The 17,171-nt window shown below is 51.3% G+C and carries 13 protein-coding genes and 1 rRNA gene; 3 read left to right on the top strand and 11 right to left on the bottom strand.

All coding sequences use genetic code 11. The features are described from left to right. Positions 1 to 3: 3 nt before the first annotated feature. Both zwf and gndA read right to left on the bottom strand, forming a co-directional pair. Positions 4 to 1,515, bottom strand: a complete 1,512-nt coding sequence (gene zwf / locus J3P35_RS09185; protein ID WP_210464202.1) for a glucose-6-phosphate dehydrogenase — start codon at positions 1,513 to 1,515, stop codon at positions 4 to 6. 100 nt (positions 1,516 to 1,615) lie between these two features. Beyond that, positions 1,616 to 3,034, bottom strand: coding sequence for an NADP-dependent phosphogluconate dehydrogenase (gndA, locus tag J3P35_RS09180; protein ID WP_210464200.1), 1,419 nt, complete (start codon positions 3,032 to 3,034; stop codon positions 1,616 to 1,618). Between the two features lie 957 nt (positions 3,035 to 3,991). Here gndA and J3P35_RS09175 point away from each other — a divergent pair. The 3 genes from J3P35_RS09175 (at position 3,992) to J3P35_RS09165 (ending at position 9,593) form a co-directional block, all read left to right on the top strand. Continuing rightward, positions 3,992 to 5,959, top strand: coding sequence for an endo-1,4-beta-xylanase (locus J3P35_RS09175; protein ID WP_210464197.1), 1,968 nt, complete (start codon positions 3,992 to 3,994; stop codon positions 5,957 to 5,959). A 240-nt stretch (positions 5,960 to 6,199) separates the two neighbouring features. Next, on the top strand, positions 6,200 to 7,828 hold the full coding sequence (locus J3P35_RS09170; RefSeq protein ID WP_210464196.1) for a T9SS type A sorting domain-containing protein: 1,629 nt from the start codon (positions 6,200 to 6,202) through the stop codon (positions 7,826 to 7,828). A 181-nt stretch (positions 7,829 to 8,009) separates the two neighbouring features. Continuing rightward, positions 8,010 to 9,593, top strand: coding sequence for an endo-1,4-beta-xylanase (locus J3P35_RS09165; RefSeq protein ID WP_210464194.1), 1,584 nt, complete (start codon positions 8,010 to 8,012; stop codon positions 9,591 to 9,593). A gap of 346 nt (positions 9,594 to 9,939) precedes the next feature. Here the strand turns inward: J3P35_RS09165 and J3P35_RS09160 are convergent, their stop codons facing one another. From J3P35_RS09160 to rrf, 9 genes are all read right to left on the bottom strand, one after another. After that, on the bottom strand, positions 9,940 to 11,043 hold the full coding sequence (locus tag J3P35_RS09160) for an FUSC family protein (protein ID WP_210464192.1): 1,104 nt from the start codon (positions 11,041 to 11,043) through the stop codon (positions 9,940 to 9,942). 90 nt (positions 11,044 to 11,133) lie between these two features. Next, positions 11,134 to 11,790 carry a hypothetical protein gene (locus J3P35_RS09155; protein WP_210464190.1) on the bottom strand — a complete coding sequence of 219 codons (657 nt, stop codon included), beginning with the start codon at positions 11,788 to 11,790 and terminating at the stop codon, positions 11,134 to 11,136. A gap of 302 nt (positions 11,791 to 12,092) precedes the next feature. Next, positions 12,093 to 12,980 carry a DUF5777 family beta-barrel protein gene (locus tag J3P35_RS09150; protein WP_210464188.1) on the bottom strand — a complete coding sequence of 296 codons (888 nt, stop codon included), beginning with the start codon at positions 12,978 to 12,980 and terminating at the stop codon, positions 12,093 to 12,095. Positions 12,981 to 12,985: 5 nt separating this feature from the next. Then, the gene (locus tag J3P35_RS09145) at positions 12,986 to 13,555 is read right to left on the bottom strand and encodes a YceI family protein (RefSeq protein WP_210464186.1); all 570 of its coding nucleotides are present in this window, start codon (positions 13,553 to 13,555) and stop codon (positions 12,986 to 12,988) included. A gap of 14 nt (positions 13,556 to 13,569) precedes the next feature. Further along, on the bottom strand, positions 13,570 to 13,965 hold the full coding sequence (locus J3P35_RS09140; protein ID WP_210464184.1) for a c-type cytochrome domain-containing protein: 396 nt from the start codon (positions 13,963 to 13,965) through the stop codon (positions 13,570 to 13,572). A gap of 69 nt (positions 13,966 to 14,034) precedes the next feature. Beyond that, positions 14,035 to 14,490: a CHRD domain-containing protein gene (locus tag J3P35_RS09135; RefSeq protein ID WP_210464182.1), complete on the bottom strand. Its 456-nt coding sequence runs from the start codon at positions 14,488 to 14,490 to the stop codon at positions 14,035 to 14,037. Between the two features lie 113 nt (positions 14,491 to 14,603). Further along, complete coding sequence (locus J3P35_RS09130) at positions 14,604 to 16,022, bottom strand: porin family protein (RefSeq protein WP_210464180.1); 1,419 nt, start codon at positions 16,020 to 16,022, stop codon at positions 14,604 to 14,606. Beyond that, complete coding sequence (locus tag J3P35_RS09125) at positions 16,015 to 16,581, bottom strand: RNA polymerase sigma factor (protein ID WP_210464178.1); 567 nt, start codon at positions 16,579 to 16,581, stop codon at positions 16,015 to 16,017. The genes J3P35_RS09130 and J3P35_RS09125 overlap by 8 nt, the downstream gene beginning before the upstream one ends. A 503-nt stretch (positions 16,582 to 17,084) precedes the next feature. After that, positions 17,085 to 17,171 (bottom strand): 5S ribosomal RNA (gene rrf / locus J3P35_RS09120); the annotation flags it as partial.

Below are 17,171 nucleotides of genomic sequence, written 5' to 3'. Positions count from 1 at the left end.
CTATTATTGGGTGTTGTAGTAATTGGTTACGGTCCAGGTATGGCCGTCCCGAGCGATAAGGGCTTCGGCGTTTTCGGGGCCCCACATGCCAGCCGGATAGTTGGGAAACTCCAAGGACGGGCGTGATTCCCAGGTCTCCAGGATAGGCATTACCACCTCCCAGGCAGCCTCTACCTGGTCAGAGCGCATAAACAGGGTGGCGTCTCCTTGCAAGGCATCAAGCAGCAGGGTCTCGTAGGCCTCAGGCGTTTGGGTAGAGCAATTGTCGTAGTCAAACACCATCTCAGCAGGGGTAAGCTGCATTTCCAGACCCGGGCGTTTGGCCGTAAACCGCAACCTGATGTCCATCTGCGGCTGGATGTTGATGATTAAGCGGTTTGGCAGCAGGCTCTCGGCCATGGTGCTGGAGAAAGTGGAGTGCGGCACCGGTCTGAACTGCACGGTAATGGAAGAGGTCTTTTCCTGCATCCTTTTACCGGTACGCAGGTAAAACGGCACGCCCTGCCACCGCCAGTTGTCCAGGTAGAACTTTACGGCTGCGTAGGTCTCGGTATTGGAACCAGGGTTCACGCCTTCTTCTTCGCGGTAGCCGGGCACTTTCTTGCCTTGCTGCCACCCCGGTCCGTACTGGCCCCGCACCGCATAACGGGTCACCTGTTCATGGGTCAAAGGCCGGATAGCCCGCAGCACATCGGCCTTGCGATTCCTGATTTCCTCGGCCTCAAAAGACACCGGCGGCTCCATGGCCACCATGCACAGAAGTTGCAGCAGGTGGTTCTGGATCATGTCGCGCAGGGCCCCGGCTCCCTCATAGTAGCCGCCCCGGTCTTCCACGCCTACTTCCTCGGCCACGCTGATCTGCACGTAATCAATATAGTTCCGGTTCCAGAGGGGTTCAAACAGGGCATTGGCAAACCTAAAGGCCAGGATGTTCTGCACAGTCTCCTTGCCCAGGTAATGGTCTATCCTGAAAATCTGGCTTTCCTGAAAGTGCTGCGTGAGCAGTTTGTTCAGGCTGCGGGCCGTTTCCAGATCTTTCCCGAAGGGCTTCTCCACGATAATATGGTCCTTCTCCACATCACTGGCTAACTGGGCATTGTGCAGATTAACCGTCACCGCTTCAATGAACTGAGGCGCCACCGATAGGTAAAACAACCGGTTGGCACGCAGCCCCCAGGCCTGGTCCAGCGCATCCATTTTCTCAGCTAGCCGCTTGTAGGCCGCAGGGTCGTTGATATCGGAACGCAGGTATGAAATGTTCCCGTTGAACGCTTCCCAGCTTTTCTTCTCTGGTTGGCCGGTACGGGAGAATTCAGTTAAGCCTTCGTATAAATGGGTGCGGTAGTCAGGATCGCTGAACTCAGATCGCCCTAACCCGATGATCGCAAACTCGTCTGGAAGCCAGCCAGCCAGGGATAGGTTATAGAAGGCCGGTAACAGTTTGCGCTTCGTTAAATCGCCAGTCCCGCCAAAAATGACCACAATGGTAGGAACTGCTTTATTAACTTGTTTCATAATGGTTTACTTTTATTCACTTCTCCCGAACCCTTACATGAGGCATAAGTTTCCGGGGCATTTGCTTCAAAACTGTGGTAAACGAATGGGCAGGCTTAACTTAATCCCACTGGGTATGGAAAATGCCGGGCTGGTCTATGCGCTCATAGGTATGGGCCCCGAAATAATCGCGCTGCGCCTGAATCAGGTTCGTGGGCAAGGTAGCGCTGCGGTAGGCATCAAAATAAGACAGGGAGGCCATGAACCCGGGCACCGGAATGCCTTTGTCAATGGCGGTTTTCACGATGGTGCGCATGTCCTCGTGGCGCTTGAGCAGCTCGCCCCCGATGGCAGGGTCCAGGAGCAGGTTAGGTAAGTTAGGGTTAGTCGCAAAAGCCCTCCGGATATCCTCTAAGCAGGCGGCTCTGATGATACAGCCCCCGCGCCAGATTTTGGCTACTTCCTCCAGTTCCAGTTCATAGTTGTAGGTGGCCGAGGCTACGCGCAACTGCACCAGGCCTTGGGCATATGTGACCAGCATGGCAAAGTAGAAGGCGTTTCTAAGGCGGTTCTCTACCGCGTACCAATCCTCAGAGTTGCTTCCCTGCTTGGAAGGAATGTCCAGCGTCTGGGCTGCCTGCACCCGCTCGTCTTTATACGCCGACATGTCGCGCATGGTCACGGCAATGTCCACGGTAGGCAGCGGCACCTGCAGGTCCATGGCGTTCTGGGAGGTCCACTTGCCGGTTCCTTTCTGGCGGGCCCGGTCAGAGATCAGGTTCACCAAAGGTTGCCCGGTGGTCTCGTCTTTTTTCTTCAGGATCTGGCCCGTGATCTCCACCAGGAAGGACTGAACCTCGCTGCCGTTCCACTCCTCAAACATCCGCTGGGCTTCCTCGTCAGAATTACCCAGACCGCGCTTGAGCAGATCGTATGTCTCGGCGATGAGTTGCATAATGCCGTACTCAATGCCGTTGTGCACCATCTTCACGTAGTTGCCCGCCGAGCCGTTGCCCAGGTAAGCCACGCAAGGCTCGCCGTCCACTTTGGCCGCAATCGCCTCAAACACCGGCCGCAGCCGCTCATAGGCCTGGCGGTCGCCGCCCGGCATCATGCTTGGGCCGAAACGCGCGCCTTTCTCCCCACCTGATACACCCATCCCGAAGAAATGGATCTTGTGCTTCTCCAGCTCCACCACGCGGCGGTCGGTATCGGGGAAATAGGAGTTGCCGCCGTCAATGACAATGTCGCCTTCCTCCAGGTGGGGCAGCAGGCTGGCAATGGCCGCATCTACCGCTTTACCGGCGGGCACCAGCAACATCACCGCCCGCGGTTTCTGCAAAGAACCCACGAACTCCTCAATGGAGGTGGTGCCTTTCACGTTTTTACCGGCCTCGGCCTCTTTCTCCAGCGCCGATGCTTTGGCCGGGTCCAGGTCCAGCCCTACTACCGAGAAGCCATGGTCTGCTATATTCAAAAGTAAGTTCCGGCCCATCACACCTAAGCCTACCATTCCGAAGTCAAATTCCATGTTGGTCATGTCTGTTTTTGCCTTGTTTAAGAAACGAGATTCTGATTTACACGGCTAAACTTACTCTTATTTCTCTAAAAGTCACCGCAACGGACTTCTATTCCTTCCATGAAGTTTTGCCAGGCCGGAAAAAAACAAAGCTGAAAAACGCTTCATATGCCTGATTAGGAAAGATTTAAGGAAGGGTTTTATCAAGATGTGACACTTTCTTGTTTTGAGCTCTTTTTACTAAAAAGGGCCCCAAACAAGCCGAAGATTATCTACTTCATAATTCCACCTGATTTCTATACCAGAAGATATTCTGTAAAGCAAAACTGTTTTTCTTTTTGGAGAAAGGTTTACAAGGTTCTACCTCTAAAAAGATCATTCTACCTTCTAATTTACATTCCACATATTTCATAAGATTGGCTTCTTAAATAAGAGACAATAAATGTCAATTTAACAACAATAAAGATTCTAATTAGGGCACCTAAGTTGGAACATGCTGAAAAATAAAACTTTAGCCAATCATTGCTACAGTTAAGAATTTACCTTTATATTGGTGTTTAAATGCGCATTTGTTAAAAACAGACTTAAAATGGATAACTTAAATATTTATTTTTAAAAATATCGAATTGTCTATTACCATTTATTTAAAGCTTACGTATATGGGCAGAATTATTCATTCTAGTAACATACTTAGCTGAGTCTCTTCCGGGGATTTAGCTAAAACAACCTTCTGCAGCTCGTGCTTCTGCTCTTTTTCTTTAAGCAGCCGATTTGCATTTCCAGCATACAACAGTACCCCAATTGCTTACCCTTTCACATAGAAATTCTTACCTGATTGTTCTTTAAGAACGCTATTTTAAAGGTTCTTCAGGCAGTTTTCTGGGTTGGGAAATTATGCTTCGCTTCCCTTTTAGATTTTCATTTCCCCTCCTGGAGACAGGAGGTTTGCTATATTTTTTCACCCCTAAAAAATAGTGTATGCTGAAAATCTTTACCCCTCGCAGGGCATGTTCCCTGCTGCTTCTTCTTCTCATTTTAGGCACTCCCCTGCTTTCCAGGGCCCAGTTGGCCAAAGGAAAGCCCAAGTTCCTGGGCAATGTCATTGACCGTTTTGTACCCGGCAACTTCAGTTCATACTGGAACCAGGTAACCCCGGCCAACGCCAGTAAATGGGGGGTGGTGGAAGGCACCAGAAACGTCATGAACTGGGCCGATCTGGACATGGTCTACAATTACGCCGCCTCCAAGAACATCCCTTTCAAAGCGCATACCCTGGTGTGGGGCATGCAGGAACCTGCCTGGGTCAGCACCCTTACCCCCGCCGAGCAGGCGACCGAACTGGAGGAATGGTTTCAACTCTTTAGCCAGCGCTATCCTAACACCCAGATGATTGATGTGGTGAACGAACCGCTGCACGTGACGCCTTCGTTTATCAATGCCATCGGTGGCACTGGCGCCACGGGCTGGGATTGGGTCATTTGGTCGTTCCAGAAAGCGCGCCAGTACTTCCCCAATGCGAAGCTCATCCTCAACGATTACAGCATCCTGGGCAACACCACCAACACCACCAATTACATCAAGATCATCAACCTGCTCAAGGCAAGAAACCTGATTGACGGTATCGGGGTGCAGGGCCATGGGTTGGAATATGCGCAGTCCACCAAAATCACCAGCAGTTTGAACAGCCTGCAACAGACCGGCGTGCCCATCTACGTGACGGAACTAGACCTGGAGCACGCCGATGACGCGACCCAGCTGGGCATGTACCAGCGCGTTTTCCCGCTACTGTATGAGCATCCGGGCGTAACGGCGGTCACATTGTGGGGCTACCTGGCCGGGGAGATTTGGAAACCTAATGCCTATCTGTTAGGCAAGACCTCCACCATAGGCACGGCTACCCTTTCCACTACTTTCCAGGATTACACGTTCAGCGGCTCGGGCAAGCTGCAGGTACACCTCACCAATGACCACCTGGACAATGCCCGCGACATGGAGATTGACTACATCATCGTGAACGGAGTCACTTACCAGGCCGAGGACATGGCGGTGAACACCGGAGTTTGGACCGGCAAATGCGGCGGTTCTTACAGCCAACTGCTCCATTGCGACGGCTACATTGAGTTCCCCGCTGGTTCCGGCACCATCACTGTGCGAGCCAGAGGCACTACCGGCTTTGAGACCATGGAAGTACGCACCATAGATGACGTGACGGAGCGCGCTGCCCTGGCCTGGCTCAAAAATACTTATTTTAATGCCAACGATGGCACTGTGTCAGAGGTCCTCGCCGAGGCGGAAGCTGGCTTGTTGGGCGGCACCAACGTGGCCAGCACCAGAACAGGCTTCAGCGCCACCGGGTATGTCACCGGTTTTGACGCCTCCGGGGATTATGTGGAGATGAACGTAAACCTGGCCGCGGCCGGATCTTTCCCTCTGGTGATCAGGTACGCGGCTGATGTTTCCGTAGCCCGGTCCATCAAAGTCAACGGTACGGTGGTGAAGAAGAACCTGAGTTTCCCTGCTTCCGCCACCTTCACCAATGTGCAATTCAACACCAGTTTCCTGGCCGGTAAAAACACCATCCGGATCTATGTGGAGCGGGGCGCCACCGGCGGCGGCGACATTGACTACGTGAAGGTAAGCGGCGCCAAGCCAGCGGGCAGCACCCTGAGGATAGCCGGAGTTCAGAATCAGTCACCAAAAGGATTAGGCATTTATCCTAACCCAGCCCAGGGCGGTACTTTCAAGGTAGACCTGAGATCGCTCGCATCTACGGAAAACCTGAGCGTGCAGGTGGTGAATGTGCAGGGCCAAGTGGTGTACAACCAGCGGCTAAACCAGCAGGAGGAAGCTGAACTACATACGAATCTGCGGGCAGGCCTCTACCTGGTGCGGCTTACCCAGGGCCAGAAAATAGTATCCCAGCAGAAACTCGTCATCAGGAATTAACCACCATTACTAGCGCCACGCCTTTTGCCTTTTGGGCCTGTTTTCCCCAAAAGAGGCCCAAAAGGCAAAAGGCTGGATACACTTACGGAGGCTTTTTAAAGTCTCTATGCTGCTAGTACCGCCATTACATCACTCACTCTTAAACCTTTTTCCCACATGTTTACCAGCAAGCCGCCTTAACCAGAAAGCTCCTTCCGGAAATTCCTAACAAACCATCATTCATCCTTAAAGACAAAGTATATGAATAGAATTCTATTAAAGTTTTTATCAGTTTTTATTCTCTCCATTTTGATCGCGCCCTCGGCCTTTGCGGCGTTGGCGCTGTCTCCCATCTTCGGGTCTGACATGGTGTTGCAACGCGGCACCTCGGTACCGGTTTTCGGGACGACCAATCCTGGGGCTTCGGTGACGGTCCAGTTCCAGTCCCAGAACGTATCTGGCGTGGCCGATGCCAGCGGCAAGTGGCGCGTGAACCTGGCCAGCATGACGGCCAGCACCGCTCCCAGCTCCATGGTAGTGACCTCCGGCACAGAGAGAGTTACCCTTACCGGAGTGCAGGTAGGTGAGGTTTGGTTGTGCAGCGGCCAATCAAACATGGGGTTTCCGTTGAGCAACGCCGATGATAGCGCGCCTGCCATTGCCAGTGCCGGAAACCATAACATCCGCCTGTTCCGGATGACTGCCGGGAGCGGTCCTGCCACTACCACCTGGAAAGTATCCAACTCCAGCACCGTGGGCAACTTCTCGGCTGTGGGCTACTGGATGGGTCTGGAATTGTCCTTGTTCCTGAAAAACGTGCCTATCGGGCTGATTCAGGCCACCCACGACGGAACTGCCATTGAAAACTGGCAACACACCAGCGGTGGTACCGGGGTAGACTACGATGCCATGGTGAAGTCCATTCAACCCTACGCAGTGAAAGGCGTGGCCTGGTACCAGGGAGAAAGCAACGGCGGCGACACCGACTACAAAACCAAACTGACCAATATGCTGCGGGAGTGGCGCGCAGACTGGGGCCAAACCAGCCTTCCCTTCGGGATTATCCAGCTGGCTTACCGCTCTGGCTGGAACACGGCCCGCAATGCCCAATTAGAAGTGGCAGACACTGAACCAAGCTGCTTCCTGGTAACCATCAGAGACCTTCCGGGTGGTTCCCTGCACCCACCGGTGAAGAAACCGGTAGGCATCCGTACCGCCATCGGGGCCAGGGGCCTGCTGTACGGCGACAACATTCCTTTCTCTGCTCCCGTGCGTGACATCCCCAACTCTTACGTATCGGGTAACAAGATCATCCTGAACTGGAAATACCTGGGCAACGGCCTGTTCACAAGCGACGGCGCGGCGCCAGGTACCTTCTCGGTAGCTACGGCCACGGGCCAGTTTAAAACCGCTACTGCAGTGATTGTGGGCAATACCGTTGAAATCACCAGCCCCGTGGCCAACGCCACCAGGGTACAGTACTCTTACAGCAGCGTAGGTAACCTGTACAGCCGGGTGAGCATTCCAACCGAAGGCGGCGCCTCTACCGTGGACCGTTTGAAAGTGTCTGAATTCCAGATTACGGTTGGTCCTAAATTGGCAGCCACCGCCACCTCGGCAGTAACCGCCTCTGAGTTGAGAAACGCGGGCGTAGCGGTGTACCCTAACCCATCCTCAAGAGGTCAGTTCAACATCAGTCTGGGTGGCCATAAAACAGACAGCAAACTGTCGGTGCAGATCAGTGATTTGCTGGGCCGCGTGGTCTACAGAAAAATGGAGACCGCCGGAGAAACCCTGCAGGTGAACAGCAACCTGAAACCCGGAACTTACCTGCTGCAGGTGAGAGACAATTCGCAGGTCCTGGTTAAAAAACAACTCGTGATCCAATAGGCCATACCAAAAACCAGAAAGTTGTTGGCTAACCCCATAACTTTCTGGTTTTTTCCTTTACCTACAAAGAGGCCCAGTTCCTGAAAATATTTTTATGCAAACGTTGGCATCATACTACCCATTGAACCTTCCTTTTGCGTATCTTCAGGCTAAACTAGCTTTTAATCTCCAGCCTTTTCACATGACAAAACCTTTACTCTCCCTTTTCCTTTTTGTGCTCACCCTGGTGTCTTTGCAGGCGCAGGGCCAGACCAACACCCCTCCTTCCAGCGTGATCACCGCGCCCCACAACAATGCCTACTTTCAGGAGGGGAAATCCATGACCATTCTGGTGTACGCGAGTGACATTGGCGGAACCGCTGCCAACGGTACCGTGAGCAAAGTGGAGTTCTTCAACGGTGGCACCAAACTGGGCGAGGCGACCACCGGCACCAACAACACCTTCACCTTCGTGTGGAGCCCCTTGGTGGCCGGCACCTATACCCTCACCGCCAAAGCCACCGATAACCAGAACCTGGTGAGTACTTCAGCCGGGGTAAAGGTAACAGTGGGGACCGATGCCGCCCCAAGCTATGGCCTGAGTGCCTGCAAAGGGAAATACCTGGGTAACATCATTGCGGGGAACATCCCCTCCAATTACAAGCAACTCTGGAACGGCATCACCGCTGAGAACAACACCAAATGGGGCTCAGTGGAAGCTACCCGTGATGTCATGAACTGGAACGGCGCCGATATAGCGTACAATCAGGCCAAAAACAACCACCTGATGTTCCGCTACCATGTGTTTGCCTGGGGTAGCCAGTTCCCCCTTTGGGCCATCAACTCCAGCAACAACCTCCTGCTTTCGCCCGCCGAGTTCCAGGAAGAGATGGAGGAATACATTGCCGCCGCGGCTGCCCGCTATGGCGAAGGAATTGACCAGATAGACGTGCTCAATGAGAATCTGAGAACCCATGCTCCCGCTACCCAGGCGTTCAAAACCGGCCTGGGCGGAGGAGGCGCCACCGGCCATGACTGGATTATCTGGATGTTCACCAAAGCGCGCCAGTACTTCCCCAACGCCAAACTCATTTTGAACGACTACGGTCTGGAAAACGACCAACCGGCCATTAATGAGCAGTTGCAGATTATCAAGTTGCTGCGCGACCGCAACCTCATTGACGGATTCGGGACGCAGGCCCACGAGTTCAACATCAACACCCTTTCGGCTGCGCAACTGAAATCTTCTCTGGACCTGATGGCCAGGGCCGGGGTGCCCATTTACGTCACTGAGTTGGATATCTCGGGCAATGACAATACCCAGAGCACAAGATACCAAACCCTGTTCCCGGTGTACTGGGAGCACCCGGCGGTAGGGGGCATCACCTTGTGGGGCTATGAGGCAGGGAAAACCTGGAAAGCAGATACCAACCTGCTGAACAGCTCAGGGCAGGACCGTCCGGCCATGACCTGGCTAAGACAGTATATGGCCGGACGCGCCGATGTAGGTTATCCTTTCTGCACCCAGGCTCCGCTGGTGACCGGTATTGACGATGAGGTAAATACCCTACAATCGGCTCCTTACCCTAACCCATTCCGGAAGGTCTTCACGTACCAGATGGCCGGCCGGTTCAGCTACCAGATTTACAGCAGCACCGGCGCCTTGCTGGATTCCGGCACCGCCACAGAAAAAGTTACCCTTGGGGAAAATCTACCACAAGGTCTGTATATCCTGAGAGTAAGTCAGCGTGATACGGTTAAAGCCTACAGGCTCGTAAAAAACTAAACCGGCACTACTGCTTAGTAAGCCAACGGGAAAATCATTTCTCACAGGCTTTATAAGAACGGCGCCAGAAAAGCACCGCATTAGGTTCTTTTCTGGCGCTGTTCTTATTTATGGCATAATGGTTTAGACGAAAAAGCAGTAGCCGTTTATTACCTGTTTTCCTGAAACCAAGCCTAAAATAGATATGTCGGTACAGATCAAATCACCCCAATTTGGGAGCAGTTCCAGAAAGGCCAACCCATCAGAAATGTAGGGGCAATCCCTTGTGGTTGCCCTTTGCTTTGTCTTCTAGTTTTGAAGCTGTTTTGCAAAAAACCGGCTAAAAATGGATCCAGGGCTTATTGCCTCAGAGGGCTTCTGAGATTGGGGCTGGTTCAGCTTTAGGAGCCAGGATGAGTTTTGGTTGGGTCTCGGAAACAATGCGGCCTAGATCCGTGAGGATGCTACCGATGTCGCGCAGGGTGGCCAGTGAGCTGATGCTGTGGAGGCTGTCCAGGCAACGGGCTTGCTCGGCCTGGGCCTTTTTGATGGCATCTTCTAACGTGCGCATGTTCTCGTCTGAGGCATGGATGGTTACCGCGGCATAAGCCGAGATACATTGAGCTGTGGCTTCCATGGCCAGTTTCAGTTGGTCAATGTATACCTGCTCCTGGGCTAAATGCTGGTCTAACTGAATGTCCGCGAGGCTTCTCCTGATGCCCCTGATCTGGATGGTGATGCTTTCCAGTTGGATGATGCTTTCAGTGAGTTGGTTCAACCGCTCTCGTTTGTGGGTCAAGAGCGGGTTGTATTTGAGGCTTTGCTCGGCCAGCGCGTGGGCCTTCCGACATGCCTCGGCCTCCTTGATAAGGGCGTCCACCTCAGAACGGCCGGTCTTTCGGCCCGAGCCTATGTTGTCCAGCAACGCCGCTAAACTGGTAAGTGTCACCGCCGAAAGGTTTCCGTAGGTAAGGATGCTGCGCTCTACCTCAGGCACGGCATTTCTAGGCACAATGAGGGCGTTGATCAGAACCGCGATCACGGACCCCAGGATTGTTTCAATGATCCGCTCCACGGCGTAGCCCTCCCGCATCTGCCCGAAGGCAAGCACCAAAAGCGAACTGATGGCCACCTGCGAGATGATCTGCGGGTTCATGCGTAAGGCTTTGGCAATGGCCATGCCAATGAGAATGATAAAGAAGATAGAAATGGCCCCAATCTGAAACCAATGCCCCAGCAGCATGCTTACCAACACCCCGCCAATAATCCCGATGATGCGCTGTGTGGCCTTGTCCACGGAATCGGCTACGGTTACCTGCACGGTGATGATAGCGGCTACCGCGGCAAAATACGGGTACGGGGAATGCAGCAGGCTGGAGGCCACAAACCAGGACAAAGCCGCCGCAAAGGCTGTCTTCGCTATCTGTAAAGTCAGGCCTAACCTCTCCAATATGTCCACTACTTTGTTCACGGGTTCTGCTAATGGGTAAATAGATTAGGGCCTCTGCCGCCCCTAAGGTAAAGTGTTTGCCCTGTAATCTAACCTATTTAGGCAATTACCTCAGCGTTGGCGGCGGTAGCCAAACCCAAACAGGGTATGCAGGGCAATGTTGGGCACCGTGGCAGACCCTCCGCCGGCCAGTGGCATCCTGGCCCAGGCCGCGGTAAGTTTAGCCTCCGGCCGAAAAAACCAGTGTTCGGCCACCCCTAACCTCGGACCGACCGCCGCCTGCAAACAAAGCCCCGAGATATGGTACCCGCCGCCCAACAAGCTTTTCACCGGATTGATGTCCTTGCCCCGGATGCGCCCCTCTGGGTGACCAATCACCAGCCCTAAGCCAACCCTGAACAAGGTAGCAGACCCCACGGAGGGTATAACCCGGCTCACCATGGCCAGGTTATACCCATGCGATACCTCAAAACGCTCAATCTCTGAGGGCGGGTTTTCTAAGTAAACTTTATGGTGTACCAACTCGGCGCTCCAGTTGTTATAGCCCACCCGGTAGGCATAGTAAGGTGAACCGGTCCAGGGGCGGGTGTGGTAACGGGCGGTGAACCGGATGTCTGGCTCATCGGGCTGCCTGATGGTGAGCCTGGTGGGCAGGCTCCAGGAAGTCCCTGCGAACACCTCGGCGCTTAGCCCTTGTGCCAACGCTTGGAAACTGCCCGTCATAAACAGCAGAGACAAAGCAAGACTCACACCATTTCTCATCCGCATCTCCGGTTTCATAACAATAGATACCAGAGTAATTAACGGTACTGCAGCCTTTCCGTTGGACAAACTCTGGCGGTACTTGCTGAGCTCTAGCTTTCATTAAGTATTCCAGATGAAGGCTGCACCTAACAGGATAAAAAACACAATTTATGCCCCAATATGTGCATTAGGTTCTTACCTAAGGTTGTCTTGTTTTGCCTCAATTTTTATAAAATCGGCCTTGAAACAGAAGATAGAAGCAGAATTTGACAGGCGAAAAAAAGCCCCCGAAAATCGGAGGCCCTTTCCAGTGAATAACCTTTACATCACCATTCACGCTTTTCCTTTCCCAAGTTGAATACCCGGGAAATATTGAATCCGAAATAGATATCGCCGGTGTTCCAGCCCCCCACGTTTTTTGGGATGAAGAATTTCTCAATCATGCCCTGCGAGTTGGTGAACATCAGCTGGAAGACGTGCCCTCCGGTTTCAATGTCAAAACCCATGGATAGACTGTTCTTGTAGGTATCAGCCACGTCGCCGGGCAATAGATAGAAGTACTCGGCATTGAAAGAGGTCCTTTTGGTCAATTTGAACCTGCCGCCTGCGCCCAAGGCGTAGACGTTGGTTTCCCCGCCTCCGGTTTCCACCAGATTTCTGTGCACCATGGTAGGGGCAAGTTGCAGAGAAAGCCTTTCTGTGAACTTACGGGCCACTAGTAGCTGGTAACTGTAGGTTAACCGATGGGCAAACTCATAGTTCGCCTCATTTTCGGGCCAGTCCATGGTTTTTAAGGCAGTGCTGGCAAAAGCAGTGATGGTTACCGGTGAACCGCCCACGGCCTGTTGCAGGGCTTTGTATTTTAGGTATCCGTCAAAGGTTTTCTCCAGGGAGCTTCTTCCTACCCCTATTGTGAACCTATTGGTGACGCCATACTCCAGGGCCAGCCGTATGGTAGACTGATCCAAACCCCAGAAGTTGTAGGCGCCGCTGTTGAGCGTACCAAACCTATGCGAGATGAGGAACAGCAAGGTACCCGCCCCGTTGGTTTCCACGGTGTGCCCATTGATGAGCCGGGTGGCTTTGAAGGTGGCGCTGACTTTCTCGTTTTTGGCACTGTCAGATGCTTCGGCCAGTTTAAGGAGATCATCCTGGGCGAAAGCCGCAGAACTTACCCAAACGGAGAGAAAAGCCACCAAAAAGGTTGTCTTCATGTCTTTCATAGGCTCTTCTCCACGTAAGGTACATAAACCACATTCACGGTAATATCAATGCGCTTGGCGATATGCTCTCTCACCAGAAACGGGATCTCAATGTTGAATTCCTGCGGGGTGACGGAGAACGTTGACTTGCCCACCAGTTGCCGGCCTTTTACCTCCAGAGTGCCATCGGTACGCACGGGCCTTTCCACTCCGTGGATAGTTAGCACTCCCTCAATCAAAACCTTGTAAAGGTTATCGTGCGCCAGGTCCACGCTCTGCATGTTCACCACTTTTCCTTTGAAGGAGGCTTTAGGGTACTTGTCTGACTCCACGTAGTTCTCATTGAAGTGCTCCTGCATGAGCGATTTCCTGAACTGGAAGGATTTCATGGGCACGGAGAACACCATTTCCCCGGTTTTCACTTCCAGAAAAGAAACCACCTGTTTGGTGCTGGCCTCAATATCTTCCAGCGGTGCTTTAGAGAAGAAAGAGATAAAGCCGGTGCGGGTATAGTACTTTGATTGGCCGGAGACCGGAACCAGCCCTATCCAAAGCACAATGCCCAGTATAAGTATGGACTTTAACATGGCTATTGGTATGACTAGTTATTGGGCGCTCCAGCGCTTACCCACTTCTGGATTTTGGCAATGTTGCAGTCAGAGAGTTTGGGGCCATTCTTAGGCATTGCCGGAAACCCGTTAGCGTGCGTGATCACCCCTATTAACTTACCATTGTCGGCCACGGCCTTCACCCGCGCATACGTATCCAGAATCATTCCTCCTTCGGCCTGAGAAGCGCTATGGCAGGAAAGACAGTTGGTACTGATAATCCCAGACACCGTAGAGGAATAAGTGACATTATTGGTGTCACATTGCTGCGGTTGCGGATTATTGGGGTTATTGGGGGTAATTTCTTCTTCTTTATCGTCTTTACAGGCCGCAAACAGGGCCACAGACAAAGTGAAGACCATTAAACTGAGGCGAAGATTCTTTTTCATATACTGGACAGCTTAGGGTTGAGGGAAAAAAGTAAAAGGGTTAGTATCTCAAGGCGTAAGGGCATGTCTTTACTCCTGGACAACCTGCCCCCTGAGCTCGCCGGCGGGGTAAGCAGCGCTGTGGATGTTCACGTACCATTTACCGGCGAGTAAATCGGCTTCCTGGTCAGCGGTCAAGGCTGGGGTCTGGTCGTTGATAGGGCTGGTCCAAGGGGAGGAGCCAATAGGAAAGACCACTCCGCCGGGCACCCCAGGCTCTCCTTTGTGAAAGTGCATATTGGTTGGGGTAATCCCCATATGCGTAATGGTGTAGGTCAGGATTTTAGTGTTCCTGTTATAGGACCCGGAGAATGTACCCATGGCACTAGAGTTATTGGGAGGCGTTTCTTCATCCCCGGTGAGGTCAGCATCCTCGAACTGGACAATGTTGCTTGGCTGGTCATCATCGTCATCGCTGCTGCAGCTACCCAAGGCAAAAGACAGAGACACTAAGAGGCCAAAGGCCAGCTTTGAAAAGGTGTTCATGGTTTTCATAAGGTTAATGGTTAGGGAAAACATTAGTTTGGAAAAGTAAGGGCAAAGGCGTACCACCCAGCACATTTTAGCCTGTGCTGCCTAGAAGGTCATTCTGGATTATTCTATGGTTTGAGTTTGATCCTATATCCTGCCGAAAAGAAAACTCCGGCACTTGTCAGTTTCACTTTACCATCCCCTATCCCTCCGTAAGGGATCTTCACAAACGGCTCCACACCGAAGGAAAAAACCGGTGATATTGTGCGGCTATACATCAGGGAAACATTCTGCACTTTAAACCAGTGCTGATTTTCGTTGCTCACTTCATTGTGGTAAGGATAATACCCTCCCGAGGTGTATTTTTCACTAAGCATGAGGTAACTAGAGAGTCCGGCCTGAATTGCTAGTGTATTTTTCTCGTTGCCGAATAACCTGTACTGCAGGTTTATGGGAATATCAATCACTTTACAAGTTGCGTCTACTGGCTCAGTATAGGTGTACCCGTTAGAGAAATAATAATCATCTGCGTTTGCGCTGTACACCTTATTAGCCCAAACCACCCCACTTACCAAGCTTAACTTATGGGTCAGCGGCACCCCCAACAATATTCCCGCGTTCGCACTTACTGCGTCTGGGTTCTTAAACTTAACCGTAGTGACATCTGGAGCCACGGCCAATGCTACCTGGATATAGCTGAGAAAGGCGGAAGTACTCTCATGCTGCCCTGCCCCCTCTATTAAAACTTCTGAATTCTGGGAAGAAGAGGCTGAGTCTAAAGAAATCAACTGAAGGGTAAGATCTAATGGCCTCACCATAGAAACCAATGAAATTGTCCTCTGCTCGAGTAATTCTAAGGTTGCTTTTTCCTCGTCCAGACTATTTTCATCTGCAATGGTCATGGTAGATCGTCTTATACCCAGGGCTAAGTCACTTTCCCTTCTCACAGAAACAGAAGAAATTTGGCTTTCTCTTGTAGACCTTGGTTCCTTTGGCCTCCAACTTTCTTTTTGTTTATGGTCTTGTCCTAGACCAATAGCCACAGGAACCTTCAAACCTGAGTTGCCTTCTTTTCTTCTTTTCTCTTCCTGGTGTTTTCCAATAACTTTATTGATAGGCTCTTCTTCAATTACCTCTGTTGAGGCAGTGGTTTTTGGATCGCTTGCTACTTGAGAGTTTGATTCCGCTGCAGTGGCTCCTGTAATTTTTAAGCTGGGCATACTTTCAGCTTCCTGCTGTTCCTGTTTTTTCTGGGATTTTGCTTCTAAGGCCTCTGTTTTCTTGATTTCGGCTAATTCTTGTTTTTGCTGTGTTTTTGAAAAAGTAGGTTCAAAATCTATTTCCGACTTATCTACCAACTGGTAAATGGTTACTAAGCTGATAAATAATACAAGACTTACAAAAGGGTAAAATCTTCTGAACCATCTGTGGCGCACCTGCACCTGCTCCAACTTCTGGTCCATAGCCGCCCAGGCCTCCGGATCAAAAGGAGGATCGAAGTTTTCCGCGGATGCCCTAAATAAGCGATCCAGCTCTTCGTCAGACATATTGTTCAAGTTCATCTACTCTGCTTTTTTTTAATATTTCCCTCAGGTTAGCACGGGCTTTAGAGAGGTTAGACTTAGAGGTACCGGAAGAGATTCCCAGTATTTCCGCTATCTCCTCATGATTGTAGCCATCTATCACATACAGGTTGAAAACAGCTTTATAGGCAGGAGAAAGCTGCTGGATCAAACTAATCAGGTACTCGTAGTTCAGATTGCCCACAATATCGGCTCCATCAGCCACGGGTGAAGCATCCTCCAGATCAACCCCATGGTAATGCTTCAGGTTGTGCCGATAGTTATCTAGGGCCGTATTAATCATAATCCGACGAACCCATCCTTTGAAGGGCTTTTTCTGATCGTACTGCTTTAACTTGGTAAATACTTTCATGAACCCATCGTTCAGAACTTCTTTCGCTTCTTCGTCATCTTTGGAATACCGTACACATATGCTCATAGCATAGCCATAGAAATGCTGATACAGCTTTCTTTGTGCTTCCCGGCTATTTTGCAAACAACCCTTGAGCAACTCTTCTACAACTTTGCTATCAGTATCAATCACTGGTTCCGATTTTGCGTACCCATCACGGTCTTTTCAGATGAAGCGTTGCCTACGATTATAAAAATTTAGAGAAATATTTTCATATGTTCACTTGAGCATTGTTTTGGGTGAAAAGAAAGCAGGATTGTTTTTGAATGAGACGAGATTATCAGGAAGACCTAGGAAAGTATTCCAAGAGAATTTTGATGGAATTTACTTAAAACAACAAAGGAGGTGATTGCCTCCTTTGTTGTTTTAAGTAATATATGTAGTGGGTATAATTTGCAGGAATTAGAAGTTGAGTTTGTAAATCTTTTTGGATAAAGCTCTACGTTTGGGGTCTGTTCTCTAGAAAAAAGGCAAAAAAGAGACACAGAAGAAACCCGACCTTATAGAGTAGAATACTGTCATGAGCGGTAGAAGCAACTGATTATGCTAGCATAGAATCCCAGTCCTCCTCCCCTTGGTTCCTGTAAACGCAGAAGCCCCATCCTGCAGTAGCAGAACGGGGTTCTAAAAAAGGGGGTTGGCGGCTACCTACTCTCCCGCGTGTGACCGCAGTACCATCGGCTCGGCGGGGCTTAACTTCTCTGTTCGGAATGGGAAGAGGT

The sequence above is a fragment of the Rufibacter roseolus genome (genome assembly GCF_017916365.1).
Classification (GTDB): Bacteria; Bacteroidota; Bacteroidia; order Cytophagales; family Hymenobacteraceae; genus Nibribacter; species Nibribacter roseolus.
This window is presented reverse-complemented; position numbering and strand designations above follow the sequence as displayed.